Raw genomic sequence first — 25,042 nt, 5'->3', positions numbered from 1 at the left:
TGGATATGCCGTCAGATAGCCTCCTTTCTATCTTGCCGGGCGATTAAATGGGCCGGTGAAGAGAGAGCACAATTCGATAACACGTTAACAACCCCGACAAGGAGGCGTTATGACGCCAGCTGTTTTATTTCAATCGCTGTGGAATGACTACATTCACCGTCTGTGTCCGTCCGCGGACAAAGTTCATCAACTGCTGCAGGAAGACGAGCCGTTGATCAATGATCACATAGCTCTGCGCACCTTTAATGTCGCACCACTTGGTATCGACACTCTGGCCAAACCGTTTCTGGCGCTGGGTTACACCCCGTGTGGCGACTATATGTTTGAGAGCAAGAAGCTGGTGGCCAAGCACTATGAACACCCGGATCCGCTGCAGCCAAAAGTGTTCATCAGCGAGCTGAAAGTGGAAGAGTGCTCGCCGGCGCTACAGGCCATCGTCGCCAATCTGGTTGCGCAGGTCGATGCTTCGGCGCTGGAAGGGGAAGCGTTTTTGTACGGTGGTCGCTTGTGGCAACTGAGTTATGCGGATTACCAAACGCTGGCGAAAGAGAGCGAGTATGCCTCCTGGCTGGCTGCGCATGGCTACGGTGCGAACCACTTTACCGTCAGTGTGAATCAGCTCAAGGCGTTCGATGAAGTGCAGCAGGTCAATGATCACCTGCGACAGGCAGGCTTTACCATCAATACCTCAGGTGGCGAAGTGAAAGGCTCACCGGATGTACTGCTGGAACAATCTTCGACCATGGCAGATAAAGTCGCGGTTCAGTTTAGTGAAGGCAGTGAGATCATCCCGGGTGGCTTTTATGAGTTTGCCAAGCGTTACCCGATGGCGGATGGTCAGTTGTATCCGGGTTTTGTGGCGGCTTCGGCGGATAAGATTTTCGAGAGCACCGACAGTCAGTCGTAACACGTTCGGCATGATAACAAAAAGCCACCTGACGGTGGCTTTTTTCAATTTGAACGTTGTTTTCTGGCGGGAAATTAACGCGTGCCGTATACCACGATGGTTTTACCGTGGGCAGAAATCAGATTCTGCTCTTCCAGCATTTTCAGGATACGACCAACCGTTTCACGTGAACAGCCGACAATCTGACCGATCTCCTGGCGAGTGATCTTGATTTGCATGCCGTCTGGGTGGGTCATCGCATCTGGTTGTTTGGCTAGGTTCAGCAGAGTCTGAGCAATACGACCGGTAACGTCTAGGAACGCCAGGTCACCCACTTTCTGACTGGTGACTTGCAGACGACGAGCCATCTGGGCTGACAGGCGCATCAGGATATCCGGATTGACCTGAATCAGCTGACGGAATTTCTTGAATGAAATTTCCGCGACTTCACAAGGAGATTTCGCGCGAACCCAAGCTGTGCGCTCCTGGTCTTCTTCGAACAAACCAAGTTCACCGATAAAGTCACCTTGGTTCAGGTAAGACAGGATCATCTCCTTACCTTCTTCGTCTTTAATAAGTACAGCAACAGACCCTTTGACGATGTAGTACAAAGTCTCTGCTTTCTCGCCCGCGTGGATCAGCGTGCTTTTTGAAGGGTACTTATGAATATGACAATGTGAAAGAAACCACTCTAGTGTTGGGTCGGTTTGAGGTTTACCTAGAACCATAATATCTCACTTCCTCTGCAGGGTACGCTTGCCGCTATCCATATTTTAGCCAAGCCTGAATTTGACTTACTAGAATAAGAGCACTTTACCAATGCTGCAAGCTATCTTGTGTTTCGGTTAAGAATAGTATCCTTTTTCGAAAACGATTTCTTGATTTTAATCGTGTCCGGGTTGTGATTATTTACGCAAAAATGTGCACATGATCACGGTATGAAAAGTAATCTTGCGCGCCGTGCGTTTCTAACCGATTTTTCCGGTTTCAATCAGCTGTTGCAGGATAGGCCGGACAATCAGTTCCATAGCAAAACTCATTTTTCCTCCCGGAACCACAATGGTGTTGTGGCGCGACATGAACGAGCCGTCAATCATGGCCAGCAGGTAGGGAAAGTCGACATTCTTGATGCCGCGCAGGCGGATCACCACAAAACTCTCATCCAGGCTCGGGATGCCTTTGGCATTGAGCGGGTTGGAGGTGTCGACGGTGGGGACGCGCTGGAAATTGATGTGCGTTCGTGAAAATTGCGGCGTAATGTAATTGAGGTAGTCGTCCATTGAGCGCACGATGGAATCCATCACCGCCTCGCGCGAGTGACCACGGTCGCGGGTGTCGCGCACGAATTTCTGAATCCATTCGAGGTTGACGATTGGCACCATGCCGATCAGCAGATCCACATGTTGCGCGACGTTGGTGTCGCCGTCGACCACGCCGCCGTGCAGCCCCTCATAAAACAGCACATCGGAGTTTTCCGGCAGTTCCTGCCACGGGGTAAAGGTGCCGGGCATCTGGTTGTAGGGCACGGCTTCATCAAATGTGTGCAAGTAGCGGCGCACTTTACCGACACCCTCATCGCCGTATTTATGGAAAAACTCTTCCAGTGCCGGGAAATCGTTGGCCTGAGGGCCGAAATAGCTGATGTGACGTCCTTGTTCACGCGCTTTACGGATTTCCACATCCATTTCCGGACGGGTAAAGCGGTGGAAACTGTCGCCCTCCACCCAGGCCGGGCGGATGTTCATCATGTTGAACATCTTGCGGAAAGCTTCCGAAGTGGTGGTCGTTCCGGCACCGGAGGAACCGGTCACCGCAATGATCGGGTGTTTTGCTGACATGACATTCCTTGTCTGTTTTGATTATGAAACCACTATATCATGGAAACGTGACAATTGTGGTGTGGCAGTTAAAGATGGCGGCGCAGCTGGATGTCCACCGTTTCGTGCAGTTCAGAGAAGACGATCACTGCTTCTCCGGACTCAAGCTGCGCTTTGACCTGGTCGACTTTGTGTTGCAGGGACGTTTCCACTTCACCGTAATCGGTGCCTTCGCGCAGTACGAATTCGCGGATCAGGTTGTCGAGTGTGTGCGCGTCAATCTGTTGCCATGGAACTATCATAAATACCTCTCTCTTTTATGATGCCGGCCTATTATGCCGTATCGCGGACACTTTCATAGTAGGCCGGTAAGGCTTCTTCCAACCAGAAATGAGGTTTCAGTGCGCTACCGCTGAGAAAGCCGACATGGCCGCCATGGTCAAACAGCCGGTAGTCAATGTTATCCGGCAGGACGAATTTCGGGATTACCGCCTCGGTCATGAAAGGGTCGTCTTTGGCGTGGATTATTTGAGTGGGAATCCGGATCTGTTTGAGACAATGGATACCTGAGCACTGCTGGTAGTAGTCGCGGGCGTCTTTAAAGCCATGCAACGGCGCTGTGATCAGATCATCGGACTCGTACAGTCGAGTGACCCGTTTGATGTGCTCATACGAGACATCCAGTTCGCCTTTCAACAGGTGGTGTTTACGCAGCGCATTGCGCTTGAGCGACGACAACAGGTACTTTTTGTAGACTTGGGAAAACCCTTGCTCGATCCGCTCTGAACAAGCGGCCAAGTCGAGTGGTGCTGAAACAATGGTCGCTGCTGAGAGGATCGGGTCGTCGTTGTAGCGCGCCAGGTAATTGGCCAGCATATTGCCGCCAAGAGAGATGCCGACGGCCACTTTCGGCTGATGCGGGAAGAGACACTGCAAGTGCTCGAGAAACAAACGCGCGTCTTCCACTTCACCGGAGTGGTAGGCGCGGGCGAGGTTATTGGGTTTGCCACTGCAGCCGCGAAAGTGCATCATCACCGCCAGCCAGCCGTCCTGAGTAAAGGCGTGCATCAGGCCATTGGCGTAAGGGCTGTAAAAGCACCCTTCCAGGCCATGAAACAGAATGAACAAGGGCTTTGTCTGCGCGGCGTCGCTCTGCCACGCCTCGCTCCAGGCCAAATCGAGAAAGTCTCCGTCTGGTGTGTCCAGCGTCTGCCAGAAGGGGTCAAACAGGGCTTTTTTGCGGATAAAGCGCGGTGCCAGTGTTTGCAGGTGTGGGTTTTTCAGTCCGGTAGCAGCGATAAATTGGGTCATAGCGTCATCAGTCCAGATTGTAGAGCGACGGTGCAGGCGCTGAAAACGCCTGAAACAAATGTTCTCCACCCAGCTGACGACAGTAACGTAAAGTAAGCGGCTCTCCGAGATTGTTTTCCAGTTGCAACGCGTTAATGCAATCGACCAGATCGGACTGCTGTTGTTTTTCGAGTTGCAGTTCAAACTGGAGCGATTCGCGATACAAGGTGTCCGGGAGATTCAGTTTCATCCGACGGCGCAGGTCGCGGAAGCTGTGCAGCAGTGTCTCGGATCGGCCGAGACACTCCTCGACCTTGTGCCAGTCTTCTTCCTGAAAGGTGACGCGCTGCTCATCAAGCCATTTGAGCAGCAGGAGCAGGTTGACGTTACCGCCAAAGTTGTTTTGCAGAGCCAGGCACGCTTCTTTCACCTCACGGGTGCCGTAATATTGCAGACTGAATTGCCACAATCGTTCTAGCGTCAGTGAAATGCGTACGTGCTCTTGGGTCATTGGCTATTGAACTCCTGCTCCATCTGTTCAAGGGACTCCTGCTGCGCCATCCACTCCATTTCAACGTCTTCCAGCTCGGATTTGCTGTTTGCCTGGAGTGCCAGTACTTCGGTAAGTTTAGCTTTATTTTCCGCATCATACAGTGAGGAGTCTGATAATTGCTCTTCCGCCTGCTCCAATGCAGCGCTTAACTTATCCATTTTTTGCTCCAGATTTGTCAGCGTTTTGCGAATAGGTGCGGTCTGTTTGCGAAACTCAGCTTCACGTCGCTTCTGCTCCTTTTTCGCCGCGGCGCTGTTGGTGCCCGCCTTTTCAGGCTGAGCGGCCTGCGCTTCCTTACGCTGCGCTTTTTGTTGTTCTGTCAGCCACTTGTAGTAGTCGTTGAGGTCACCATCAAATGGGGCAACCTGACGATCATTGACCAGATACAGATCATCGGTGGTCGCACGCAGCAGATACCGATCGTGCGAGACAATCACCATAGCGCCTTCGTAGGTTTGCAGTGCCAGGGTCAGGGCCTGGCGCATGTCAAGATCCAAGTGGTTGGTGGGTTCATCGAGCAGCAGCAGGTTGGGCTTTTGCCACACGATCAACGCCAACACCAGGCGAGCTTTTTCACCTCCGGAGAACGGCGCGACGGGTTCCAGCGCCTTATCGCCGTGGAAGCCAAAACTGCCAAGGTAGTTGCGCAGCTCCAGCTCGTTTTTATCCGGTGCAATCTGCATCATGTGCTGCAACGGGGTTTCTTCCGGATGCAGGGTTTCGAGTTGGTGCTGGGCAAAGTACCCGATCTTCACGCCCTGTGAATAGGTCAGATCGCCACCTTGGGCAGCCAGTTCCCCCGATAACAATTTGATCAGGGTGGATTTACCGGCACCGTTACGGCCAAGCAGACCAATGCGGCTGCCCGGTACCAGATTGAGGCGGATTTTATCCAGGATCAGGTGATCACCGTAACCGGCCGAAACCTCGTCCATCATCAGGATCGGGTTGGGCAACGCGGCAGGTTGGCGAAATTCAAAACTGAACGGGTTATCAAATTGCGCAGGCAGCACTTTTTCCAGCTTCTCCAGCGCTTTAATCCGGCTCTGAGCCTGGCGTGCTTTCGAGGCTTTGTAGCGGAAGCGGTCAATGTAGCTCTGCATGTGCGCCATCTGCTTCTGCTGTTTCTCAAACATCGCCTGCTGTTGCATCAGTTTTTGCGCGCGCTGATTTTCGAACGATGAATAGTTGCCGGTGTATTCGTTGAGCTGCTGATTTTCGATGTGAACGATACGACCAACAATCGGGTCGAGAAAGTCGCGATCGTGCGAGATCAGGATCAGGGTGCCCGGGTAGTTTTGTAGCCAGCGTTCCAGCCACATGACCGCATCCAGATCTAAGTGGTTGGTGGGCTCATCAAGCAACAGCAGGTCAGAGCGGCACAACAGCGCCTGCGCCAGGTTGAGGCGCATCCGCCATCCCCCGGAAAACTGGGTCAGGTTCCAGCTCATTTGATCTTGGCTAAAGCCCAGACCGTCCAGCAGCTCCGATGCCCGGGCACGGATGCTGTAGCCGCCGATGGTTTCGATTTTGCCGTGCAGTTCGGCCACCAATGTGCCGTTGTCGGCTTGCTCAGCCGCCGCCAATTGCTGTTCCAGATCCCGGTATTCACGGTCACCATCAATGACGTACTCCAGGGCACTGCGTTCCAGCGCCGGGGTTTCCTGCGCCACCCAGGCCAGCTCCCAATGGCTCGGCATGCTGAACGAGCCAGCGTCGATCGACAGTTCGTCTTTTAACAGAGCGAACAGGGTGGACTTGCCACAACCGTTTTTGCCGACCAGGCCGACTTTATCGCCCGGATGAATCGTGGCCGAAGCCTGCTCAAGCAGCGGTTTACCGCCGCGGAGTAACTGCATGTCAGAGAAGGTAATCATAGAAACTTTTTACACCGATGGTTGAACCCCGGAATAGTAGGGGCAACGACAGCAAATGTCGATGGCAGCGCGGCCAAAGGCGATGAAATCAGAGTGTTTTGCCATTTGCGTTATGGCGGGCAAGAACGTATAACAAACTGATAACTAAACTATCCAGTGCAGTTCAGGGAATGATGGATATTACGCGCAACAAGCCGCCGCCCCGCGTGTTGGTGATCTACGCCCACCCGGAGCCAGACAACTCCATTGCCAATCAGGTGATGATCAAAAAGATCACGTCGCTGGCGCACGTACGTGTGCACGATCTCTACGCCGCTTACCCCGATTTTTTTATCGATGTGCACGCCGAGCATCAATTATTGCTGGAATACGATGTGATTGTTTTCCAGCACCCGCTGTACATGTATTCCTGCCCGGCGTTACTCAAAGAGTGGATTGACCGGGTACTGGGCAAAGGCTTTGCCTTCGGCGACGGCAGTGCACTGGCGGGGAAATACTGGCGCAGTGTGATCACAACCGGAGGCAGCGAGGAGGCGTTCAGCGAACAGGGGTACAACCGCTATCCGCTTGACCAGATCCTGCAACCGTTTGAATTGACGGCGGCCTTATGCCGCATGCACTGGATCACACCCTTGGTGCTGTATTGGTCGCGCAATGTCGGTGATCTTGAACGCTATCAGCATGCTGAGCAATACCGTCAGTGGCTGAATAATCCGCTTGGTGCCCAGGGAGGTGGCGATGGCGCTGGAGAGTGATTTTCTGCAAAGCAGCGTGGTGTTTTTGGCGGCTGCGGTGGTGGCGGTGCCGATTGCCCAGCGCATGGGGCTGGGTTCGGTACTCGGCTACCTGCTCGCAGGGGTGGCCATCGGGCCTTGGGGGCTTGGGCTGATCAGCGATGTCGAAGCCATTTTGCATTTTGCGGAACTTGGCGTGGTGTTGCTGCTGTTTCTGATTGGTCTTGAGCTGAATCCGCGCAAGCTGTGGCAGATGCGCGGGCCGATCCTCGGCATGGGCGGTGCGCAGGTGGTAGTGACCACGGCGGTGCTGAGTGCGATCGTGCATTTGCTGGGGCTTAGCTGGCAAACCAGCCTGGTGATTGGCATGGGCTTGGCACTGTCGTCAACGGCGATCGCGTTGCGGGTGATCGAAGAGCAAGGACTGGACGGTACAGAAACCGGTCAGTCGGGTTTCGCCGTATTGCTGTTTCAGGACATTGCAGTCATTCCGATGCTGGCGATCCTGCCGGTACTGGCAGGTAACACGGCCGGTGACTGGCTCGACGCGTTATGGATGCTGGGCGGAGTGCTGGCGCTGCTGGTCGGCGGCCATTTTTTGCTGCGCCCGCTGTTTCGCTATGTGGTGCTGAGTGGGGTGCGCGAGCTGTTTACCATCGCGGCACTGCTGCTGGTGATTGGGATCGCTCTGGCGATGAAACAGCTTGGCCTGTCGATGGCCCTCGGGACGTTTCTGGCTGGCGTGCTGCTGGCAGAAAGTGAGTATCGCCACGAGCTGGAAATTGCCATTGAGCCGTTCAAAGGGCTGCTGTTAGGCCTATTCTTTATTGCGGTGGGTATGGCGGTCAACCTTGGTTTGTTGATTGCGGAGCCGCTGAGCATCCTGTTGGCGGTGGTGGCGCTGGTGGTGATCAAAGGTCTGTTGCTGTACTTCCTTGCCCGCGCGGCCGGGATCCGCGCTAAAGCGCGCAGCCGGATGGCAGCGATCCTCAGTCAGGGCGGCGAGTTCGCCTTCGTGATTTTTACCGCCGCTGCGACACAAGGGTTGCTCAGCCGGGAACACACCGGGTTCCTGTTGGTGGTGGTGAGCTTGTCGATGGTGACGACGCCGCTGCTGCTGATTGCTCAGCAACACTGGTTTGCCCGTACCCTTAATCCGGCCGAAGATAGCCGGGTTCGTTCGGACGTGGTTGACAAGCAGCCGCGGGTGATCATTGCTGGTTTTGGGCGTTTTGGTCAGATTGTTGGGCGGTTGATGTACGCCAACAAAATCAAGGTAACGATTCTGGAGAGTGACGCCAGCCAAATCCACTTACTGCGTAAATACGGTTATAAAGTTTTTTATGGTGACGCGACTCAGGTAGACTTACTGCGCGCGGCTGGCGCCGAGAGTGCCGAAGCGATGATCATCTGTACCGACTCACCGGATGAAATCATGAGCATTATCGCTTTGTGTCAGCAACATTTTCCGCACTTGAAACTGCTCGCGCGCGCGCGCAGCCGGGTTGAGGCGTATCAGTTGCTCAGTCATGGTGTTGACCGCTACTCGCGAGAAACGTTCCTGGGTGCCCTGGATCTCGGCCGGCAGGCGCTGGTTGAACTCGGCATGCATCCGTATCAGGCCAAGCGTGCGGAAGCGTACTTTCGCAAGCTGGATAATGCCATGCTTAAAGAGCTGTTGCCGCAGCACAATGAAGACAAGCAATTGGCCCAGAGAGCCAAAGAAGCCCGCAAGGAACTGGAAGAGATTTTTGGCCGCGAGATGGACAACGATCGCCAGTCCCGTCATTTCTGGGAACAGGAGTAAAATAACATGAAGCCCAAAAAAAGATTCATTGCCGGAGCGAGTTGCCCGCAATGCCAGAGCCAGGACACATTACGCTGGTGGATTGAGAACAATATCGAGCTGGTTGAGTGTGTTGAGTGTGATTATCACGACCAGCGCAAACCGCAGACCGTGGAAAAAAACCAGCACGCCGCTCAAGAGATGATCGGGATTTTTAAGCCGGATTGATTGTGTTTCTATAAATCATCCCCATAATACGGGGGTAATCAGATTTACCTTTTGGGCACAGCCCAATCCAACGCTCTGGAGCACTTATGAAGATTGAAAAGAACGTAGTGGTTAGCCTGGCTTACCAGGTCAAACTGGAAGATGGCGTAGTTGTTGATCAGTCAACAACCGAGGCTCCACTGGATTACCTGCACGGTCACAACAACCTGATCACTGGTCTGGAACGTGAACTGGAAGGCAAAGCGGCAGGCGATAAGTTCTCAGTAACTGTGTCTCCAGACGACGCGTACGGCGATCACAACGATGCACTGGTACAGCGCGTACCGGCCGAAGTCTTCCAGGGTGTGGATCAAATCGAAGTTGGCATGCGTTTCCTGGCAGACACCGATCAGGGACCAATCCCGGTTGAAGTCACTGAAGTGGATGGCGACGAAGTGGTGGTTGATGGCAACCACATGCTGGCTGGTCAAACTCTGACGTTCGACGTAGAAGTCGTGGCGACGCGCGCAGCAACAGAAGATGAAATCGAGCACGGTCATATCCACCAGGAAGGCGGTTGTTGTGGTGGTCACGACCATGACCACGATCATGATCACGACCACGGTGAAGGCGGTTGTTGCGGTGGCGGTAGCTGCGGTTCACACTAAGTCTTAGCCAGTCGGCGGCATGCCGCCAGACCAGTTACATGAGCGCAAAGCGATGCAGATCGGTTTGCGCTTTTTGTTGGCCGGGAGTAACTTGGGAGCAACCCTATGAGTACACGCTGGTCATGTTTCGCCCGCGATGATAAGGAATGAACATGAGCCAACCTTTTGCGATCGCCATTCATGGCGGTGCCGGAACCATACTGCCTCAGCAGATGAGTGAAACGCTGAAAGCGCAGATCCTGACGGATTTGGAGCGAGCTGTGCGGGCAGGTCATACGCTATTGGCTCAGGGGAGTGATGCGCTCGATGCGGTGGTGGCGGCGGTCCGGGTGTTGGAAGATTCGCCCCACTTTAATGCGGGAAAAGGCTCAGTTCTGACCCACAAAGAGATGGTAGAGATGGACGCATCGGTGATGCACGGTCGCCAGCGAGACGCCGGCGCTGTAGCTGGCGTGCGGCATATCCGCAATCCGATTGAGTTAGCGAAAGATGTGATGCAGCGGAGCGAACACGTGTTGCTGATCGGTGAGGGGGCGGAAGAGTTTGCGTTTGAGGTCGGCCACGCGTTTACCGAGCAGGATTATTTTTACACCGACCGGCGCTACGAACAGTTGCAATCGATGAAAGAGAAAGGTCTGTTTGCACTGTCGGAATCACGCTATCCCGACGATCGCAAGCACGGTACCGTGGGCGCGGTGGCCTTGGATCAGCACGGGAACCTTGCCGCAGCCACCAGTACCGGTGGCATTACCAATAAGCAATATGGCCGGGTTGGCGATTCGGCGCTGATTGGCGCGGGGACCTTTGCTGAAAACGGCAATGTCGCGGTATCCACCACGGGGATGGGTGAGTACTTTATTCGCCAGACCGTAGCGGGGGATGTGGCAGCGCGCATGCGTTACCTGAAGGAAGATCTCCATACCGCTTGCGAACACGTTATTCAGGGCGAGCTGAAGCAGATAGGTGGCGAAGGCGGGTTGATCGCTATTGACGCACAAGGAGAACTCCATTTTGCGATGAACAGTTCCGGCATGTACCGGGCTGGGATCGATCGCGATGGCCAGCTCAGCGTCAAAATCTATGCGCACGAGTAGCCAGGTGGCCACTGTCTAACTTAGTGCTATCCATCAATGAGTTATCTGGCGCTCTCCCCGGCGTGACCAAAAAATGACTGCATACGTACGGATTCAGTGCTAGAATCCATTTTTAACTAGCAATCAGACTTGGAAAGATGGGAAATAACGTAGTCGTTCTAGGCACCCAATGGGGTGACGAAGGTAAAGGTAAAATCGTAGACCTTTTAACTGAAGATGCAAAATACGTGGTTCGCTACCAAGGCGGTCACAACGCAGGTCACACTTTGGTCATTGACGGTGAAAAAACCGTTCTTCACTTAATTCCGTCAGGTATCCTTCGCGATAACGTCAAATGTATTATCGGTAACGGTGTCGTTCTGTCACCTGAAGCCCTTCTTAAAGAAATGAAGCCTCTTGAAGAGCGCGGCATCCCGGTCCGTGAGCGTCTTTTCATTTCTGAAGCTTGTCCTCTTATTCTGCCTTACCACATCGCGCTAGACCAAGCTCGCGAAATCGCTCGTGGTAAGAAAGCGATCGGCACGACTGGTCGTGGTATCGGTCCGGCCTACGAAGATAAAGTTGCCCGTCGCGGTCTGCGCGTTGGTGACTTGTTCGATATGGACGCGTTCGCAGAAAAACTCAAAGAAGTGATGGAATTCCATAACTTCCAGCTGGTGAACTTCTACAAAGCCGAAGCGGTGAGCTACGAAGATGTGCTGGAGCAGGCGAAAGGCTTTGCTGAGTTGTTGACCTCTATGGTGATTGACGTGACTGACGAGCTGGATGCAGCACGTAAACGCGGCGACAAGATCATGTTTGAAGGGGCTCAGGGTACGCTGCTGGATATCGACCACGGTACTTACCCATATGTGACCTCGTCGAACACCACTGCGGGTGGGGTTGCGGCTGGCTCAGGTTTTGGTCCTCGTCACATCGGTTATATCCTGGGTATCGCGAAAGCGTACTGTACTCGCGTAGGTGCGGGGCCATTCCCGACTGAACTGTACGATGGCCAGGATAAGCAAGATCCTATCGGTAAACACCTGGGTACTGTGGGTCACGAATTCGGGGCCACCACGGGGCGTCTGCGTCGTACGGGTTGGTTCGATGCCGTAGCGATGCGCCGTGCAATCCAAATCAACTCAGTGACGGGTTTCTGTCTGACCAAACTGGACGTTCTGGATGGTCTGGAAGAGCTGAAGATCTGTACCGGTTACAAGATGGAAGACGGTTCGGTGATGGAAGTGTCGCCAATGGCGGCGGAAGCTTTCGAGAAGGCGACGCCAATCTACGAAACCATGCCGGGTTGGTCTGAAAACACCTTTGGTGCTAAGTCTCTGGACGCGCTACCACAAGCTGCGCTGAACTACATCAAACGTATCGAAGAGCTGACGGGTGTGCCTGTTGACATTATTTCAACCGGCCCGGATCGCAACGAAACCATCATTAAGGTTCACCCATTCGAATCTTAATCGGCTTGCGCCACAGCTTCACAAAACCGGCCCTTCGGCCGGTTTTTTTCTGCCCGTCGACTGCTCATCTTTTATACTGACATGGCAAGCTTTTGCCTGTCGTGGCAAATTTTGTCTAAAGTCTGCCGGCGGCTTGCCGATAGGATTAACAAGTCCTCGCCGAATGGGTGAGAAAACTGAGTTTGCTGGTGTGGCCGTGAGCGGTGCATCAACGTGTGGATAGAGTGCGAGTATGAAGCTGCGACAAGTGGCTGCATCACTGGTGCTGGTATTGACCACTTCGCTGGCCAAAGCGGCCCCGAGTGTAGCGGATGTGGGCGAACCGGTGCCGATTTACAGTGAAGCAGAGCTGATAAAATTGGTTGAGCAGAATCAACATCTGGAGCGGATCAAAGCCGACAACTGCCAGCTGGTGGAAGACATTGTCGCGCGTGCTACCCGGATTAATCTGCCGTCCTACGAATTCCTGTATGGTGACATGCTGGCGTGGGGCGTGTGCGTCGATCAGGATGTTGAACTTGGCCTCTATTACATGGAAAGTGCCGCGCATCAAGGGTTGCCAGCGGCACTGGAGCAACTGGGCCGTTACTACTCGCGCGGTACACTGGTGCAGCAGGATAAAGAGCGCGCGATTCCATATTTGCGTGAAGCGGCCGCGATGGGTAATCTCAACGCCCGCATTCTGCTGGCCGAACTGCTGCTGCGGGATTACGGCAGCCCACTCGATTATGAAGACGCTTATCGCTGGCTGTACAACTCAGTGTCAGCGGACAAGCGTACCCACCGTCGCATCGCTATGCTGCGTCAGGGGCTGGAACTGCGTATGCCGGACAACATCATTGCCCGGGCGAAACGCCGCGAAACCTTCTGGTAACGCACTCTGGCCTGCCACTGATAAAACGTCCGTGTTTTGATACGGGCGTTTTTTTATTCTTTTTATATGCTTAACTGTAGGTTAACGAGCGAGTCAGATATACTAGCTCATATCCTTCCTTGCTTAATTAGGCGTGCCGATGTCAGACAATACCCATAACGATCCTTTTGCTGAGCGTGAATCGCAAAACTACGATAACCCGATCCCCAGCCGGGAGTTCATTCTCGACTTCCTCAAAAGCGCCGGTGTGCCGATGAACCGCAACGATCTGTTCGAGGCGCTGCATTTGAGCGGTGAAGAGCAGTATGAAGGGTTGCGTCGCCGTTTGCGTGCAATGGAACGTGATGGGCAGTTGGTGTTTACCCGCCGCCAGTGTTACGCCTTGCCGGAAAAACTCGAAATGATCAAAGGGTATGTGATCGGTCATAAAGACGGTCACGGCTGGGTGCGTCCGGAAGGCAGCCTGAATAAAGACGATGACATCCTGTTGCCGCATCATCAGATGCGTACGCTGATCCACGGTGATTACGTGCTGGTGCAGCCGACAGACAGCAGTAAGCGAGGCCGCAGGGAAGGGCGTCTGGTGCGTGTCTTGGAAGAACGCACCACGCAAATTGTCGGACGCTTTTTCCTCGAATATGGCTACTCGTACGTGGTGCCGGATGATTCGCGCATCAGCCAGGACATTCTGATCCCGAATGAACACAAAGCCGGCGCACGCATGGGGAATGTCGTCGTGGTTGAAATCACCGATCGCGGGGCGCGCAGTCGTGGTATGACAGGCAAAGTGGTGGAAGTGCTGGGCGAGAACATGGCGCCGGGAATGGAAACGCAAATTGCCATTCGCACCCACCAGATCCCGCACGAGTGGCCACAAGAGGTCGAAAAGCAGATCGCCGGCCTGGGCGAAGAGGTGCCGGAAGAGGCGAAAGCCGGTCGGGTTGATCTGCGAGAATTGCCACTGGTCACCATCGACGGCGAAGACGCACGAGATTTCGATGACGCGGTCTATTGTGAAGCAAAAAAAAGCGGAGGCTGGCGTTTGTGGGTGGCGATTGCGGATGTGAGTTACTACGTCCGTCCGGATTCGGCTCTGGACAAAGAAGCCATCAATCGCGGCAATTCGGTGTATTTCCCGTCACAAGTGGTGCCAATGCTGCCGGAAGTGCTGTCTAACGGACTGTGCTCGCTTAACCCACAAGTTGATCGCCTGTGTATGGTGTGTGAAATGACCATTTCAGACAGTGGTAAGCTGTCGGGTTATCGTCATTACGAAGCCGTGATGAATTCGCACGCACGCCTGACCTACACCAAAGTCGGTGCGATTTTGGATGGCGATGAAGAGCTGCGGGAGCGTTATCAGCCTCTGGTGCCGCACTTAGAAGAGTTGCACAAAATGTATAAGGTGCTTAAACACGCCCGCGATCAGCGCGGGGCGATTGAGTTTGAGACCGTCGAAACCAAATTTATCTTCAATGCGGAGCGCAAGATTGACCGGATTGAACCTGTGATTCGCAATGATGCGCACAAGATCATTGAAGAGTGCATGATCATGGCTAACATCGCATCGGCGTCGCTGGTGGAAAAAGCCAAAGAGCCGGCGCTGTACCGGATTCACGAAACGCCAGGGGAAGAGCGTTTACAGGGCTTCCGGGATTTTCTCGGCGAGTTGGGGCTGAATCTGGCGGGCGGGCTTGAACCGTCACCGACCGATTACGCCAACCTGGTCAAACAGATCGGTGAACGTCAGGACAAAGAGCTGATCCAGACCATGCTGCTGCGATCGATGAAGCAAGCGGTCTACAACGCCGACAATGCTGGTCACTTTGGTTTGGCGCTGAAGCGTTATGCCCACTTCACTTCACCGATCCGTCGCTATCCGGACTTGTTGCTGCATCGCGCGATCAAATATTTGATTGCCAAACACGAAGGCCGCAATCAGGATCGCTGGACGCCAACCGGCGGTTTCCATTACTCGTTTGACGATATGGATTTCTACGGTGAGCAGTGTTCGATGACCGAGCGCCGTGCCGATGACGCGACCCGCGAAGTCTCAGACTGGCTGAAATGTGAATACATGCAAGACCATGTCGGTGAAGAGCTGGATGGGGTGATTGCCAATGTGACCGGTTTTGGCTTCTTTGTCCGTCTGACCGAGCTGCACATTGATGGACTGGTGCACATATCCACTCTGGCCAACGATTACTACCAGTTTGATCCGATTGGCCAGCGTCTGATTGGTGAAAGTTTTGGTGCTATCTATCGCCTTGGTGATGCGGTCAAAGTGAAAGTATTGTCGGTCAATCTGAATGATCGCCAAATTGACTTTGAATTAGTCGAAACAAGTCGTAAGCTACGCGGCAAAGGCAAAACCGCCAAAAAACGAGTGGCGGAAGCGCAGAAAAAAGCCAAGAGCAAAAAGCGCGCATCGGTCAAAGCCCATGCGCCAGGGCAGAAAGCCAAGCCCCTGGTAGAGCCGACCGTTCGTCCGGACGGTGAGCGTGTCGAGAGTGATAAGCCGAAAAAGGCCAAAAAGGACAAAGCGCGCCATAAAAAGTCGCGGAGCAAGGGCAAAAAAGCCCAGGCGAAAAAGTAACAATTAGGTTAACTGATGAGTAATGAATTTATTTACGGTATCCATGCGGTCAAAGCCGTACTGGAACGTGAGCCGGAACGTTTCATTGAAGCGTTCGTACTGAAAGGGCGTCAGGACGACCGTCTGCTGCCCATTCTGAATCAACTGCAACACATCGGTGTGTCGATTCAGATCATGGGACGCAAAGCGCTGGATGATAAAGCGCATGGTGCCAATCATCAGGGCGTGATCGCCCGGGTGAAACCGGCCAAGCAGCTGAACGAACACGATCTGGAAACCATCGTGGCGCAACACGACGCGCCTTTGTTGTTGGTTCTTGATGGCGTGACTGATCCGCACAACCTCGGCGCTTGTCTGCGTAACGCAGATGCAGCCGGAGTGGCCGCAGTGATCGTGCCGAAAGACAAATCGGCGGCGATGAATGCCACGGTCAGCAAAGTGGCGTGCGGCGCAGCCGAAACCGTGCCTCTCGTGCGGGTCACCAACCTGGCGCGCACCATGCGTGCATTGCAGGAGCAGGGCGTGTGGTTTGTCGGCACGGCGGGCGAAGCCACTCACGACATTTACCAGGCTAAGTTGACGGGTCCTCTGGCGATTGTGATGGGCGCGGAAGGGGATGGCATGCGTCGTTTGACCCGCGAAACCTGTGATGACCTGATCAAAATCCCGATGGCAGGCAGTGTCTCAAGCCTTAACGTGTCAGTGGCATCCGGCATCTGTTTGTTTGAAGCGGTGCGTCAACGCCTCAGCATATGATGAGCGAGTGATAGCCCCCAAAGCGCAGCGGTAAACACCGCTGCGTTTTTGTTTCTGCGGCTTTGCTGTAGACCGCATTCGGGGGGCAATTTATGCGTTTATTTTTCCAGCAGCGCTTGCATGTCAAACTGTGATCTGTATAATGCAGCGCACTGGTTAAGCCAGTTGTGAACCAATGAGCAGCGAGGAGCTGACTGATCACTATGATTTGTCAGGTAATGTATACTCAGCTTATGTTCGCGGTTAATACAATTAGCTCCTCTACTTCGGTAGACACAGTTAATCGAAAATTAACTGACAATGCTTCCTAATTTTGGAGGCTACGGTTTCACATAAATCAATCGGCATTCTCTCGTCTTGACGAGTTTGAGTGGCGATATTGTTTGTGTAATTTATAACTATTGGAGCTCTGTCTCATGCAGAACCAACGTATTCGTATCCGCCTGAAAGCTTTCGATTACAAACTGATCGACGCTTCTACTGCGGAAATCGTTGAAACAGCTAAGCGCACCGGCGCACAGGTTCGTGGTCCAATCCCACTGCCTACTCGTAAAGAGCGTTTCACAGTTCTTATCTCTCCACACGTTAACAAAGATGCTCGTGATCAGTACGAAATCCGTACTCACAAACGTCTAATCGACATCGTTGAGCCAACAGACAAAACTGTTGATGCTCTGATGCGTCTAGACCTTGCTGCGGGCGTTGACGTACAAATTAGCCTAGGTTAAGGGAGATTAGAAGAATGATTGGTCTAATCGGTCGTAAAGTGGGCATGACCCGCGTATTTACTGAAGAAGGCGTTTCTATCCCAGTAACAGTTGTTGAAGTTGAAGCGAACCGCGTTACTCAAGTTAAATCTCTTGAGTCTGACGGCTACGCAGCAATTCAGGTTACTGCTGGCGCTAAGAAAGCTAACCGTGTTACTAAACCAGAAGCTGGTCACTTTGCAAAAGCAGGTGTTGAAGCTGGTCGCGGTCTTTGGGAATTCCGTTTGGAAAACGGTGAAGAGTTTGAAGTTGGTGCTGAACTGACTGTTGAACTGTTCAACGAAACTAAGAAAGTAGACGTTACTGGTACATCTAAGGGTAAAGGTTTCCAAGGCGCTGTTAAGCGTTGGAACTTCCGCACTCAAGATATGACTCACGGTAACTCATTGTCTCACCGTGCTCCTGGTTCTATCGGTCAATGTCAGACTCCAGGTCGCGTATTTAAAGGCAAGAAAATGGCAGGTCACATGGGTGCTGAGCGTGTAACGACTCAAAACCTGGAGATCGTACGTGTTGACGCTGAGCGCAACCTGCTTCTTATCAAAGGTGCAGTCCCTGGCTCAACTGGCGGTAACGTGATCGTCAAACCAGCTGTTAAAGCATAACGTCTAGGAGTAAGTAATGGAATTGATGGTTAAAGGTGCTGATGCACTAACTGTTTCCGAAACTACTTTCGGACGTGAGTTCAACGAAGCTCTTGTACACCAAGTAGTTGTTGCGTACGCATCAGGTGCTCGTCAAGGTACTCGTGCTCAAAAAACACGTTCAGAAGTTTCTGGCGGTGGCGCTAAGCCATGGCGTCAAAAAGGTACTGGCCGTGCACGTGCTGGTACAATCCGTAGCCCAATCTGGCGTACAGGTGGTGTTACTTTTGCTGCGAAACCACAAGATCACAGCGTTAAAGTAAACAAGAAAATGTACCGTGGTGCTATGAAGAGCATTCTTTCTGAGCTGGTTCGTCAAGAGCGTCTGATCGTTGTTGATAACTTCTCAGTTGAAGCGCCAAAAACTAAAGAGCTGGTAGCTAAGCTGAAAGAGCTTGAGCTAACGGACGCTCTAATCGTGACTAGCGAAGTAGATGAGAATCTATTCCTAGCTGCTCGTAACCTATACAAAGTTGACGCACGTGACGTTGCTGGTATCGACCCAGTTTCACTGATCGCGTTCGACAAAGTTGTAATGACTGCTGAAGCAGTTAAGCAAGTTGAGGAGATGCTAGCATGATTTCTGAAGAGCGTATCCTAAAAGTTCTACGTGCACCGCACATCTCTGAAAAAGCAACTATGGCTGCTGAGAAAGCGAACACTATCGTTTTCAAAGTAGCAAAAGATGCAACTAAAAAAGAGATCAAAGCAGCTGTAGAAAAGCTATTTGAAGTTGAAGTTAAGTCTGTAAATACTCTTATCACTAAGGGTAAGACCAAACGTCAAGGTCTACGCCAAGGTCGTCGTTCAGACGTGAAAAAAGCGTACGTTACTTTGAAAGAAGGTCAAGATCTTGACTTCGTTGGCGGCGCGGAATAACAGGAGTAGTTGAGAAATGGCTATTGTTAAATGTAAGCCGACTTCGGCTGGTCGTCGTCACGTTGTTAAAGTTGTTAACGCTGACCTGCACAAAGGTAAGCCTTACGCACCTCTTCTAGAGAAAAACTCTAAGAACGGCGGTCGTAACAACAACGGTCGTATCACAGTACGTCACATCGGCGGTGGTCACAAACACCACTACCGTGTAATTGACTTTAAACGTACTAAAGACGGTATCCCAGCGAAAGTTGAGCGTCTAGAATACGATCCAAACCGTAGCGCAAACATTGCTCTGGTTCTTTACAAAGACGGTGAGCGTCGTTACATCATTGCACCTAAAGGCATCCAAGCTGGTGATATGATCCAGTCTGGTGTTGATGCGCCTATCAAAGCAGGTAACACTCTGCCAATGCGCAACATCCCAGTAGGTTCAACTGTACACTGTGTTGAACTGAAGCCTGGTAAAGGTGCACAGCTAGCTCGTTCGGCTGGTGCTTACGCTCAAATCGTTGCTCGCGACGGTGCGTACGTAACTATCCGTCTACGTTCTGGCGAAATGCGCAAAGTTCTTGCTGAAGGCCGTGCAACAATCGGTGAAGTAGGTAACTCTGAGCACATGCTACGTGAACTGGGTAAAGCGGGTGCAAACCGCTGGCGCGGTGTTCGTCCAACCGTTCGCGGTGTGGTAATGAACCCGGTTGACCACCCACACGGTGGTGGTGAAGGCCGTACTTCTGGTGGTCGTCACCCAGTATCTCCTTGGGGTATGCCAACTAAAGGCTTCAAGACCCGTAAGAACAAACGCACTGACAAGTACATCGTACGTCGTCGTAACAAGTAATCTATATAAGAGGATAAGCCATGCCACGTTCTCTCAAGAAAGGTCCATTTATTGACCTACACTTGCTGAAGAAGGTAGAGAAAGCGGTGGAAAGCGGAGACAAAAAGCCTATTAAGACTTGGTCCCGTCGCTCAATGATCATTCCAACAATGATCGGTTTGACCATCGCTGTCCATAATGGTCGTCAGCACGTTCCAGTATTCGTAACTGAAGAAATGATCGGTCACAAACTGGGCGAATTCGCACCAACTCGTACTTACCGCGGTCACGCTGCGGATAAGAAAGCTAAGAAGCGTTAAGGAGTAGATGATGGAAGCAGTAGCTAAACATAACTTTGCTCGCATTTCGCCTCAGAAAGCTCGCTTAGTTGCAGATCAAATTCGTGGTAAATCAGTTGACCAAGCTCTGGAAATTCTGACGTTCAGCAACAAAAAAGCTGCTGAACTGATCAAGAAAGTTCTTGAGTCAGCTATCGCGAACGCGGAGCACAACGAAGGTGCAGATATCGACGATCTATCAGTCGCTAAAATCTTCGTAGATGAAGGCCCAACCATGAAGCGTATTATGCCTCGTGCAAAAGGTCGTGCGGATCGTATCTTGAAGCGTTCAAGCCACATCACTGTAGTTGTTGCAGATCGCTAAGAGACTAGGAGAGTAAGCAATGGGTCAAAAAGTACATCCAAATGGTATTCGTCTAGGCATCGTTAAGCCTTGGAATGCTACATGGTTTGCTAACACCAAAGATTTCGCTGACAACCTAGACGGCGACTTCAAGGTACGTCAGTTCCTAACTAAGGAACTACAAAAAGCGTCTCTGTCACGCATCGTTATCGAACGTCCTGCTAAGAGCATCCGTGTGACTATTCACACTGCTCGTCCAGGCGTTGTTATCGGTAAGAAAGGCGAAGACGTTGAGAAACTACGCGCAGCTGTAGCAAAAATCGCAGGTGTACCAGCGCAAATTAACATCGCTGAAGTACGTAAACCTGAGCTAGATGCACAGCTTGTTGGCGACAGCATCGCGTCTCAGCTAGAGCGTCGTGTTATGTTCCGTCGTGCGATGAAGCGCGCGGTACAAAACGCTATGCGTCTAGGTGCTAAAGGCATCAAAGTGGAAGTAAGCGGTCGTCTAGGCGGCGCTGAAATCGCACGTTCTGAGTGGTACCGTGAAGGCCGTGTGCCTCTACACACTCTACGTGCTGACATTGATTACGCAACTTCTTCGGCTCACACTCAATACGGTGTGATCGGCATTAAAGTTTGGATCTTCAAAGGTGAGATCCTAGGCGGTATGCCAGCAGCTAACGCTGTAGAGCCTAAAGGCGATAAGCCTAAGAAGCAGCGCAAAGGCCGTAAGTAAGGAGTCGACAGATGCTACAACCTAAACGCACTAAGTTCCGTAAGGTTCATACTGGTCGTAACCGTGGTCTGGCTAAAGGTACTGACGTAAGCTTTGGTACATTCGGCTTGAAAGCGGTAGGCCGTGGTCGTCTAACTGCTCGTCAAATCGAAGCAGCACGTCGTGCAATGACGCGTCACGTTAAGCGTCAAGGTAAAATCTGGATTCGTGTATTCCCAGACAAACCAATCACAGAAAAACCACTAGAAGTTCGTCAAGGCAAGGGTAAAGGTAACGTTGAGTACTGGGTAGCCCAAATCCAACCTGGTAAGGTTATGTACGAAATGGACGGTGTACCTGAAGAATTGGCACGTGAAGCGTTCCGCCTAGCGGCACGTAAACTGCCTTTCAAGACTACATTTGTAACTAAGCAGGTGATGTGATGAAAGCACAAGATCTACGCGAAAAGAACGTTGAAGAGCTTAACGCTGAGCTATTGAATTTGCTACGTGAACAGTTCAACCTGCGTATGCAGGCTGCGACTGGTCAACTGCAGCAGACTCATACTCTGAAAGCTGTACGCCGTGATATCGCACGTGTGAAAACTGTTTTGACTGAGAAGGCAGGCGCATAATGAGCGACAAAATTCGTACTCAACAAGGTCGTGTAGTTAGCGACAAGATGGACAAGTCTATCGTTGTTGCTATCGAGCGTTTCGTAAAGCACCCAATCTACGGTAAATACGTAAAGCGCACGACTAAAGTTCACGCACACGATGAAAGCAACGAGTGTGGCCTAGGCGACACTGTTGAAATTCGTGAGTGTCGTCCACTGTCTAAGACTAAGTCTTGGACTCTGGTACGCGTAGTAGAAAAGGCGAAGATTTAATCTCTTTTCTTCTATGAACTTAAGCGGCTCCAAAGAATTTTTGGGGCCGTTTATTTTTTGACTACCCAATCATAAAAAAGGGTGGTACAATTCGCGTCCCTTTTAAAGAGGCAGCCCGACCCGAGATGGGTCTAGTTTTAATATTTAGCGGAGCACTAACATGATCCAAATGCAAAGTATGCTGGATGCTGCTGATAACTCAGGCGCTCGCAGCGTAATGTGTATTAAGGTTCTGGGTGGCTCTCACCGTCGTTATGCACACATCGGTGACATCATCAAAGTTACTGTTAAGGAAGCAATTCCACGCGGTAAAGTTAAAAAAGGTGATGTACTGAAGGCGGTGGTAGTTCGCACCCGTAAAGGCGTACGTCGTCCAGACGGTTCTGTCATTCGCTTCGACCGTAATGCTTGTGTATTGTTGAACAACACTACTGAGCAACCAGTCGGTACACGTATCTTTGGTCCAGTGACTCGTGAACTTCGTAATGCGAAATTCATGAAGATTGTCTCACTGGCTCCAGAAGTTCTGTAAGGAGCACGCAAAGATGGCAGCTAAAATCCGTCGTAACGACGAAGTGATCGTTCTTGCCGGTAAAGATAAAGGCAAGAAAGGTAAAGTAACTAAGGTTCTAGCAACTGGTAAAGTTATCGTTGAAGGTATCAACCTTGTTAAGAAACACCAGAAACCTGTTCCTGCTCTAGGTATCCAAGGCGGTATCGTTGAGCAAGAAGCAGCAATCGATGTTTCTAACATTGCGATTTTCAACGCAGCAACCGGTAAAGCGGACCGTATCGGTTTCCGTTTTGAAGACGGCAAAAAAGTTCGTTTCTTCAAGTCTAACGGTGAAACCGTTTCTAACTAATTAGAAGTAATTTGGAGTTCTACTATGGCGAAACTGCATGATTACTACAAGTCGTCTGTAGTCGCTGAACTGACCAAACAGTTCGGTTACTCAAGCGTCATGCAAGTCCCTAGAATCGAAAAGATCACCCTGAACATGGGTGTGGGTGAAGCAATCAACGATAAGAAACTGCTGGAAAACGCAGCTGCTGATATGGCAACGATCTCTGGTCAAAAGCCACTTATCACTAAAGCGCGTAAATCTGTTGCAGGTTTCAAAATCCGTGAAGGCTACCCAATCGGTTGTAAAGTAACCTTGCGTGGCGAACGCATGTGGGATTTTTTGGAGCGTCTGATCTCAATCGCTCTTCCACGTGTACGTGACTTCCGTGGTGTTAGCGCTAAGTCTTTTGACGGTCGCGGTAACTACAGCATGGGCGTTCGCGAGCAAATCATCTTCCCGGAAATCGACTTTGATAAAGTTGATCGTGTCCGCGGTCTTGATATTACTATCACGACGTCTGCTGGTTCCGATGAGGAAGGCCGTGCTCTGCTGGCTGCCTTTAACTTCCCATTCCGTAAGTAAGGTGAAGGGTTACTGTTATGGCTAAACAATCAATGAAAGCACGTGAAGCTAAACGTGCGAAGCTTGTAGCTAAGTTCGCTGAAAAGCGTGCTGCTCTTAAAGCTATCATCAGCGATGTAAATGCATCTGAAGAAGATCGTTGGAATGCGGTTCTGACACTGCAATCTCTTCCACGTGATTCAAGTGCGTCACGTCAGCGCAACCGTTGTAACCAAACTGGTCGTCCACACGGTTACCTACGTAAATTCGGTCTGAGCCGTATCAAAGTTCGCGAAGCTTGCATGAAAGGCGAGATTCCTGGACTTCGTAAGGCTAGCTGGTAATTGCCACTTAATCATTTGGAGTAAATCATATGAGCATGCAAGATCCGATTTCGGATATGCTGACCCGTGTTCGTAACGGTCAGGCAGCAAACAAAGTTGCTGTAAAAATGCCTTCTTCAAAGCTTAAAGTTGCAATTGCTGCACTGCTAAAAGCTGAAGGTTACATCACTGATTTCGCTGTTGAAGGCGACGTAAAACCTGAGCTAGAAGTTACTCTTAAGTACTTCCAAGCGAAACCAGTAATCGAGCAACTAAAGCGTGTTTCACGCCCAGGTCTGCGCGTCTATAAGAAAAAAGACGAGCTGCCATCTGTAATGGGTGGTCTAGGTGTTGCTATCGTTTCAACTTCCAAGGGTCTGATGTCAGACCGTGCTGCACGTAAAGCAGGTCTTGGTGGTGAAATCATCTGCTACGTAGCGTAATAGGAGTAGAATATGTCTCGTGTTGCTAAAGCACCTGTCGCTATTCCAGCTGGCGTAGAGGTGAAACTAAACGGCCAAGAAATCACTGTTAAAGGTGCCAAAGGCGAACTGACTCGCGTTGTTAACGATGCAGTTGTGATCGCTCAGGAAGAAAACAACCTTACTTTCGGTCCACGCGAAGGTGTTGCTAACGCTTGGGCACAGGCAGGTACTGCTCGTGCACTAGTGAACAACATGGTTATTGGTGTTACTGAAGGCTTTACTAAGAAGCTAGTACTGAAAGGTGTTGGTTACCGTGCTGCTATCAAAGGCAACGCTGTAGGTCTGACACTGGGCTTCTCTCACCCTGTTGAGCACGAGTTGCCAGCGGGTGTTAAAGCTGAATGTCCAAGCCAAACTGAAATCGTACTGACTGGTGCTGACAAGCAGCTAGTTGGTCAGGTTGCGGCTGACATTCGTTCTTACCGTGAGCCTGAGCCTTACAAAGGTAAAGGTGTTCGTTACGCAGATGAAAATGTGCGTACTAAAGAAGCTAAGAAGAAGTAAGGTAACACTATGGATAAGAAAGCATCTCGCATCCGTCGTGCTACACGCGCACGTCGTAAGATTGCAGAACTGGGTGCAACTCGCCTAGTAGTACACCGTACTCCTCGTCACGTGTACGCTCAGGTTATCGCATCAAACGGCTCTGAGGTTATCGCAGCAGCTTCTACTGTAGAAAAAGCGATCCGTGAGCAAGTTAAGAACACTGGTAACGTTGATGCAGCTAAAGCGGTAGGTAAAGCTATTGCTGAGCGCGCTCTTGAAAAAGGCGTGGAAACAGTTGCATTTGATCGTTCTGGTTTCCAATACCACGGTCGAGTAGCGGCGCTGGCAGAATCTGCTCGCGAAGCTGGTCTGAAATTCTAAGGTAGGGTTGG

At 51.6% G+C, this 25,042-nt stretch carries 34 protein-coding genes; 28 read left to right on the top strand and 6 right to left on the bottom strand.

Annotated elements, in window-relative coordinates; genetic code table 11:
• Nucleotides 1-109: 109 nt before the first annotated feature.
• Nucleotides 110-907, top strand: coding sequence for a DUF1338 domain-containing protein (locus tag VPR01S_RS06450; RefSeq protein WP_021704493.1), 798 nt, complete (start codon nt 110-112; stop codon nt 905-907).
• A gap of 74 nt (nt 908-981) precedes the next feature.
• On the opposite strand, the gene crp is transcribed toward VPR01S_RS06450, so the two are convergent.
• The 6 genes from crp to VPR01S_RS06420 form a co-directional block, all read right to left on the bottom strand.
• Nucleotides 982-1,614, bottom strand: a complete 633-nt coding sequence (crp, locus tag VPR01S_RS06445) for a cAMP-activated global transcriptional regulator CRP (protein ID WP_005381432.1) — start codon at nt 1,612-1,614, stop codon at nt 982-984.
• Between the two features lie 240 nt (nt 1,615-1,854).
• Nucleotides 1,855-2,724, bottom strand: a complete 870-nt coding sequence (locus VPR01S_RS06440; RefSeq protein ID WP_021704492.1) for a phosphoribulokinase — start codon at nt 2,722-2,724, stop codon at nt 1,855-1,857.
• A gap of 68 nt (nt 2,725-2,792) precedes the next feature.
• Entirely contained in the window at nt 2,793-3,005 is a 213-nt protein-coding gene (locus tag VPR01S_RS06435) for a YheU family protein (protein WP_021704491.1), read from the bottom strand.
• Nucleotides 3,006-3,036: 31 nt separating this feature from the next.
• Nucleotides 3,037-4,014: a hydrolase gene (locus VPR01S_RS06430; protein ID WP_021704490.1), complete on the bottom strand. Its 978-nt coding sequence runs from the start codon at nt 4,012-4,014 to the stop codon at nt 3,037-3,039.
• Between the two features lie 7 nt (nt 4,015-4,021).
• A complete protein-coding gene (locus tag VPR01S_RS06425) occupies nt 4,022-4,504 on the bottom strand; it encodes a TIGR02444 family protein (protein WP_021704489.1) in 483 nt (160 codons plus the stop codon).
• Nucleotides 4,501-6,423: an ABC transporter ATP-binding protein gene (locus tag VPR01S_RS06420; protein ID WP_021704488.1), complete on the bottom strand. Its 1,923-nt coding sequence runs from the start codon at nt 6,421-6,423 to the stop codon at nt 4,501-4,503. The genes VPR01S_RS06425 and VPR01S_RS06420 overlap by 4 nt, the downstream gene beginning before the upstream one ends.
• A gap of 173 nt (nt 6,424-6,596) precedes the next feature.
• On the opposite strand from VPR01S_RS06420, the gene kefG reads away from it, so the two are divergent.
• The 27 genes from kefG to rplR all read left to right on the top strand — a co-directional run bounded on the left by kefG (nt 6,597) and on the right by rplR (nt 25,031).
• Nucleotides 6,597-7,178, top strand: coding sequence for a glutathione-regulated potassium-efflux system ancillary protein KefG (gene kefG / locus VPR01S_RS06415; RefSeq protein WP_021704487.1), 582 nt, complete (start codon nt 6,597-6,599; stop codon nt 7,176-7,178).
• Nucleotides 7,162-8,964, top strand: coding sequence for a glutathione-regulated potassium-efflux system protein KefB (gene kefB / locus VPR01S_RS06410; RefSeq protein WP_021704486.1), 1,803 nt, complete (start codon nt 7,162-7,164; stop codon nt 8,962-8,964). Before kefG ends, kefB begins: the two co-directional genes overlap by 17 nt.
• A 6-nt stretch (nt 8,965-8,970) precedes the next feature.
• Entirely contained in the window at nt 8,971-9,171 is a 201-nt protein-coding gene (locus VPR01S_RS06405; RefSeq protein ID WP_021704485.1) for a YheV family putative zinc ribbon protein, read from the top strand.
• An 86-nt stretch (nt 9,172-9,257) separates the two neighbouring features.
• Complete coding sequence (gene slyD / locus VPR01S_RS06400; RefSeq protein ID WP_021704484.1) at nt 9,258-9,818, top strand: peptidylprolyl isomerase; 561 nt, start codon at nt 9,258-9,260, stop codon at nt 9,816-9,818.
• A gap of 152 nt (nt 9,819-9,970) precedes the next feature.
• Nucleotides 9,971-10,912 (top strand): isoaspartyl peptidase/L-asparaginase family protein, encoded by a 942-nt coding sequence (locus VPR01S_RS06395; RefSeq protein ID WP_021704483.1) that lies wholly within the window; start codon nt 9,971-9,973, stop codon nt 10,910-10,912.
• A 137-nt stretch (nt 10,913-11,049) separates the two neighbouring features.
• Nucleotides 11,050-12,366 (top strand): adenylosuccinate synthase, encoded by a 1,317-nt coding sequence (locus VPR01S_RS06390; RefSeq protein ID WP_021704482.1) that lies wholly within the window; start codon nt 11,050-11,052, stop codon nt 12,364-12,366.
• 232 nt (nt 12,367-12,598) lie between these two features.
• Entirely contained in the window at nt 12,599-13,240 is a 642-nt protein-coding gene (gene motX, locus VPR01S_RS06385; protein ID WP_021704481.1) for a flagellar protein MotX, read from the top strand.
• 139 nt (nt 13,241-13,379) lie between these two features.
• Nucleotides 13,380-15,836 carry a ribonuclease R gene (gene rnr / locus VPR01S_RS06380; protein ID WP_021704480.1) on the top strand — a complete coding sequence of 819 codons (2,457 nt, stop codon included), beginning with the start codon at nt 13,380-13,382 and terminating at the stop codon, nt 15,834-15,836.
• 15 nt (nt 15,837-15,851) lie between these two features.
• Complete coding sequence (gene rlmB / locus VPR01S_RS06375; RefSeq protein WP_021704479.1) at nt 15,852-16,592, top strand: 23S rRNA (guanosine(2251)-2'-O)-methyltransferase RlmB; 741 nt, start codon at nt 15,852-15,854, stop codon at nt 16,590-16,592.
• A gap of 416 nt (nt 16,593-17,008) precedes the next feature.
• The gene (gene rpsJ / locus VPR01S_RS06370; RefSeq protein ID WP_001181007.1) at nt 17,009-17,320 is read left to right on the top strand and encodes a 30S ribosomal protein S10; all 312 of its coding nucleotides are present in this window, start codon (nt 17,009-17,011) and stop codon (nt 17,318-17,320) included.
• A 14-nt stretch (nt 17,321-17,334) separates the two neighbouring features.
• A complete protein-coding gene (rplC, locus tag VPR01S_RS06365) occupies nt 17,335-17,964 on the top strand; it encodes a 50S ribosomal protein L3 (RefSeq protein WP_021704478.1) in 630 nt (209 codons plus the stop codon).
• Between the two features lie 16 nt (nt 17,965-17,980).
• Nucleotides 17,981-18,583, top strand: coding sequence for a 50S ribosomal protein L4 (gene rplD / locus VPR01S_RS06360; protein WP_021704477.1), 603 nt, complete (start codon nt 17,981-17,983; stop codon nt 18,581-18,583).
• A complete protein-coding gene (gene rplW, locus VPR01S_RS06355; protein WP_021704476.1) occupies nt 18,580-18,882 on the top strand; it encodes a 50S ribosomal protein L23 in 303 nt (100 codons plus the stop codon). The genes rplD and rplW overlap by 4 nt, the downstream gene beginning before the upstream one ends.
• Nucleotides 18,883-18,898: 16 nt before the next feature.
• The gene (gene rplB, locus VPR01S_RS06350; protein ID WP_021704475.1) at nt 18,899-19,723 is read left to right on the top strand and encodes a 50S ribosomal protein L2; all 825 of its coding nucleotides are present in this window, start codon (nt 18,899-18,901) and stop codon (nt 19,721-19,723) included.
• Nucleotides 19,724-19,743: 20 nt separating this feature from the next.
• Nucleotides 19,744-20,022 (top strand): 30S ribosomal protein S19, encoded by a 279-nt coding sequence (gene rpsS, locus VPR01S_RS06345; RefSeq protein ID WP_005435078.1) that lies wholly within the window; start codon nt 19,744-19,746, stop codon nt 20,020-20,022.
• A 10-nt stretch (nt 20,023-20,032) separates the two neighbouring features.
• Complete coding sequence (rplV, locus tag VPR01S_RS06340; RefSeq protein WP_021704474.1) at nt 20,033-20,365, top strand: 50S ribosomal protein L22; 333 nt, start codon at nt 20,033-20,035, stop codon at nt 20,363-20,365.
• 19 nt (nt 20,366-20,384) lie between these two features.
• Nucleotides 20,385-21,083, top strand: coding sequence for a 30S ribosomal protein S3 (gene rpsC / locus VPR01S_RS06335; protein WP_021704473.1), 699 nt, complete (start codon nt 20,385-20,387; stop codon nt 21,081-21,083).
• 11 nt (nt 21,084-21,094) lie between these two features.
• Nucleotides 21,095-21,505, top strand: coding sequence for a 50S ribosomal protein L16 (gene rplP, locus VPR01S_RS06330; RefSeq protein ID WP_021704472.1), 411 nt, complete (start codon nt 21,095-21,097; stop codon nt 21,503-21,505).
• Nucleotides 21,505-21,696: a 50S ribosomal protein L29 gene (gene rpmC / locus VPR01S_RS06325; protein WP_004736737.1), complete on the top strand. Its 192-nt coding sequence runs from the start codon at nt 21,505-21,507 to the stop codon at nt 21,694-21,696. The genes rplP and rpmC overlap by 1 nt, the downstream gene beginning before the upstream one ends.
• Nucleotides 21,696-21,950 carry a 30S ribosomal protein S17 gene (gene rpsQ, locus VPR01S_RS06320; RefSeq protein WP_021704471.1) on the top strand — a complete coding sequence of 85 codons (255 nt, stop codon included), beginning with the start codon at nt 21,696-21,698 and terminating at the stop codon, nt 21,948-21,950. The genes rpmC and rpsQ overlap by 1 nt, the downstream gene beginning before the upstream one ends.
• A gap of 160 nt (nt 21,951-22,110) precedes the next feature.
• Nucleotides 22,111-22,482: a 50S ribosomal protein L14 gene (gene rplN / locus VPR01S_RS06315; RefSeq protein WP_021704470.1), complete on the top strand. Its 372-nt coding sequence runs from the start codon at nt 22,111-22,113 to the stop codon at nt 22,480-22,482.
• Between the two features lie 13 nt (nt 22,483-22,495).
• Complete coding sequence (gene rplX, locus VPR01S_RS06310) at nt 22,496-22,813, top strand: 50S ribosomal protein L24 (protein WP_021704469.1); 318 nt, start codon at nt 22,496-22,498, stop codon at nt 22,811-22,813.
• Nucleotides 22,814-22,837: 24 nt separating this feature from the next.
• Nucleotides 22,838-23,377, top strand: coding sequence for a 50S ribosomal protein L5 (gene rplE, locus VPR01S_RS06305; protein ID WP_021704468.1), 540 nt, complete (start codon nt 22,838-22,840; stop codon nt 23,375-23,377).
• A gap of 17 nt (nt 23,378-23,394) precedes the next feature.
• Nucleotides 23,395-23,700, top strand: coding sequence for a 30S ribosomal protein S14 (gene rpsN / locus VPR01S_RS06300; RefSeq protein ID WP_005455658.1), 306 nt, complete (start codon nt 23,395-23,397; stop codon nt 23,698-23,700).
• A gap of 29 nt (nt 23,701-23,729) precedes the next feature.
• On the top strand, nt 23,730-24,122 hold the full coding sequence (rpsH, locus tag VPR01S_RS06295) for a 30S ribosomal protein S8 (RefSeq protein ID WP_021704467.1): 393 nt from the start codon (nt 23,730-23,732) through the stop codon (nt 24,120-24,122).
• 12 nt (nt 24,123-24,134) lie between these two features.
• On the top strand, nt 24,135-24,668 hold the full coding sequence (gene rplF / locus VPR01S_RS06290) for a 50S ribosomal protein L6 (protein WP_021704466.1): 534 nt from the start codon (nt 24,135-24,137) through the stop codon (nt 24,666-24,668).
• Nucleotides 24,669-24,677: 9 nt separating this feature from the next.
• Complete coding sequence (gene rplR / locus VPR01S_RS06285; RefSeq protein ID WP_021704465.1) at nt 24,678-25,031, top strand: 50S ribosomal protein L18; 354 nt, start codon at nt 24,678-24,680, stop codon at nt 25,029-25,031.
• Nucleotides 25,032-25,042 lie beyond the last annotated feature (11 nt).

Source organism: Vibrio proteolyticus NBRC 13287 (assembly GCF_000467125.1).
Classification (GTDB): domain Bacteria; phylum Pseudomonadota; class Gammaproteobacteria; order Enterobacterales; family Vibrionaceae; genus Vibrio; species Vibrio proteolyticus.
This window is presented reverse-complemented; position numbering and strand designations above follow the sequence as displayed.

What these genes read in the sequence shown, in the direction of transcription:
- VPR01S_RS06450 (WP_021704493.1), top strand. Translation starts at nt 110, where the DNA reads ATGACGCCAGCTGTTTTATTTCAATCGCTGTGGAATGACTACATTCAC.
- crp (WP_005381432.1), bottom strand. Translation starts at nt 1,614, where the DNA reads ATGGTTCTAGGTAAACCTCAAACCGACCCAACACTAGAGTGGTTTCTT.
- VPR01S_RS06440 (WP_021704492.1), bottom strand. Translation starts at nt 2,724, where the DNA reads ATGTCAGCAAAACACCCGATCATTGCGGTGACCGGTTCCTCCGGTGCC.
- VPR01S_RS06435 (WP_021704491.1), bottom strand. Translation starts at nt 3,005, where the DNA reads ATGATAGTTCCATGGCAACAGATTGACGCGCACACACTCGACAACCTG.
- VPR01S_RS06430 (WP_021704490.1), bottom strand. Translation starts at nt 4,014, where the DNA reads ATGACCCAATTTATCGCTGCTACCGGACTGAAAAACCCACACCTGCAA.
- VPR01S_RS06425 (WP_021704489.1), bottom strand. Translation starts at nt 4,504, where the DNA reads ATGACCCAAGAGCACGTACGCATTTCACTGACGCTAGAACGATTGTGG.
- VPR01S_RS06420 (WP_021704488.1), bottom strand. Translation starts at nt 6,423, where the DNA reads ATGATTACCTTCTCTGACATGCAGTTACTCCGCGGCGGTAAACCGCTG.
- kefG (WP_021704487.1), top strand. Translation starts at nt 6,597, where the DNA reads ATGGATATTACGCGCAACAAGCCGCCGCCCCGCGTGTTGGTGATCTAC.
- kefB (WP_021704486.1), top strand. Translation starts at nt 7,162, where the DNA reads ATGGCGCTGGAGAGTGATTTTCTGCAAAGCAGCGTGGTGTTTTTGGCG.
- VPR01S_RS06405 (WP_021704485.1), top strand. Translation starts at nt 8,971, where the DNA reads ATGAAGCCCAAAAAAAGATTCATTGCCGGAGCGAGTTGCCCGCAATGC.
- slyD (WP_021704484.1), top strand. Translation starts at nt 9,258, where the DNA reads ATGAAGATTGAAAAGAACGTAGTGGTTAGCCTGGCTTACCAGGTCAAA.
- VPR01S_RS06395 (WP_021704483.1), top strand. Translation starts at nt 9,971, where the DNA reads ATGAGCCAACCTTTTGCGATCGCCATTCATGGCGGTGCCGGAACCATA.
- VPR01S_RS06390 (WP_021704482.1), top strand. Translation starts at nt 11,050, where the DNA reads ATGGGAAATAACGTAGTCGTTCTAGGCACCCAATGGGGTGACGAAGGT.
- motX (WP_021704481.1), top strand. Translation starts at nt 12,599, where the DNA reads ATGAAGCTGCGACAAGTGGCTGCATCACTGGTGCTGGTATTGACCACT.
- rnr (WP_021704480.1), top strand. Translation starts at nt 13,380, where the DNA reads ATGTCAGACAATACCCATAACGATCCTTTTGCTGAGCGTGAATCGCAA.
- rlmB (WP_021704479.1), top strand. Translation starts at nt 15,852, where the DNA reads ATGAGTAATGAATTTATTTACGGTATCCATGCGGTCAAAGCCGTACTG.
- rpsJ (WP_001181007.1), top strand. Translation starts at nt 17,009, where the DNA reads ATGCAGAACCAACGTATTCGTATCCGCCTGAAAGCTTTCGATTACAAA.
- rplC (WP_021704478.1), top strand. Translation starts at nt 17,335, where the DNA reads ATGATTGGTCTAATCGGTCGTAAAGTGGGCATGACCCGCGTATTTACT.
- rplD (WP_021704477.1), top strand. Translation starts at nt 17,981, where the DNA reads ATGGAATTGATGGTTAAAGGTGCTGATGCACTAACTGTTTCCGAAACT.
- rplW (WP_021704476.1), top strand. Translation starts at nt 18,580, where the DNA reads ATGATTTCTGAAGAGCGTATCCTAAAAGTTCTACGTGCACCGCACATC.
- rplB (WP_021704475.1), top strand. Translation starts at nt 18,899, where the DNA reads ATGGCTATTGTTAAATGTAAGCCGACTTCGGCTGGTCGTCGTCACGTT.
- rpsS (WP_005435078.1), top strand. Translation starts at nt 19,744, where the DNA reads ATGCCACGTTCTCTCAAGAAAGGTCCATTTATTGACCTACACTTGCTG.
- rplV (WP_021704474.1), top strand. Translation starts at nt 20,033, where the DNA reads ATGGAAGCAGTAGCTAAACATAACTTTGCTCGCATTTCGCCTCAGAAA.
- rpsC (WP_021704473.1), top strand. Translation starts at nt 20,385, where the DNA reads ATGGGTCAAAAAGTACATCCAAATGGTATTCGTCTAGGCATCGTTAAG.
- rplP (WP_021704472.1), top strand. Translation starts at nt 21,095, where the DNA reads ATGCTACAACCTAAACGCACTAAGTTCCGTAAGGTTCATACTGGTCGT.
- rpmC (WP_004736737.1), top strand. Translation starts at nt 21,505, where the DNA reads ATGAAAGCACAAGATCTACGCGAAAAGAACGTTGAAGAGCTTAACGCT.
- rpsQ (WP_021704471.1), top strand. Translation starts at nt 21,696, where the DNA reads ATGAGCGACAAAATTCGTACTCAACAAGGTCGTGTAGTTAGCGACAAG.
- rplN (WP_021704470.1), top strand. Translation starts at nt 22,111, where the DNA reads ATGATCCAAATGCAAAGTATGCTGGATGCTGCTGATAACTCAGGCGCT.
- rplX (WP_021704469.1), top strand. Translation starts at nt 22,496, where the DNA reads ATGGCAGCTAAAATCCGTCGTAACGACGAAGTGATCGTTCTTGCCGGT.
- rplE (WP_021704468.1), top strand. Translation starts at nt 22,838, where the DNA reads ATGGCGAAACTGCATGATTACTACAAGTCGTCTGTAGTCGCTGAACTG.
- rpsN (WP_005455658.1), top strand. Translation starts at nt 23,395, where the DNA reads ATGGCTAAACAATCAATGAAAGCACGTGAAGCTAAACGTGCGAAGCTT.
- rpsH (WP_021704467.1), top strand. Translation starts at nt 23,730, where the DNA reads ATGAGCATGCAAGATCCGATTTCGGATATGCTGACCCGTGTTCGTAAC.
- rplF (WP_021704466.1), top strand. Translation starts at nt 24,135, where the DNA reads ATGTCTCGTGTTGCTAAAGCACCTGTCGCTATTCCAGCTGGCGTAGAG.
- rplR (WP_021704465.1), top strand. Translation starts at nt 24,678, where the DNA reads ATGGATAAGAAAGCATCTCGCATCCGTCGTGCTACACGCGCACGTCGT.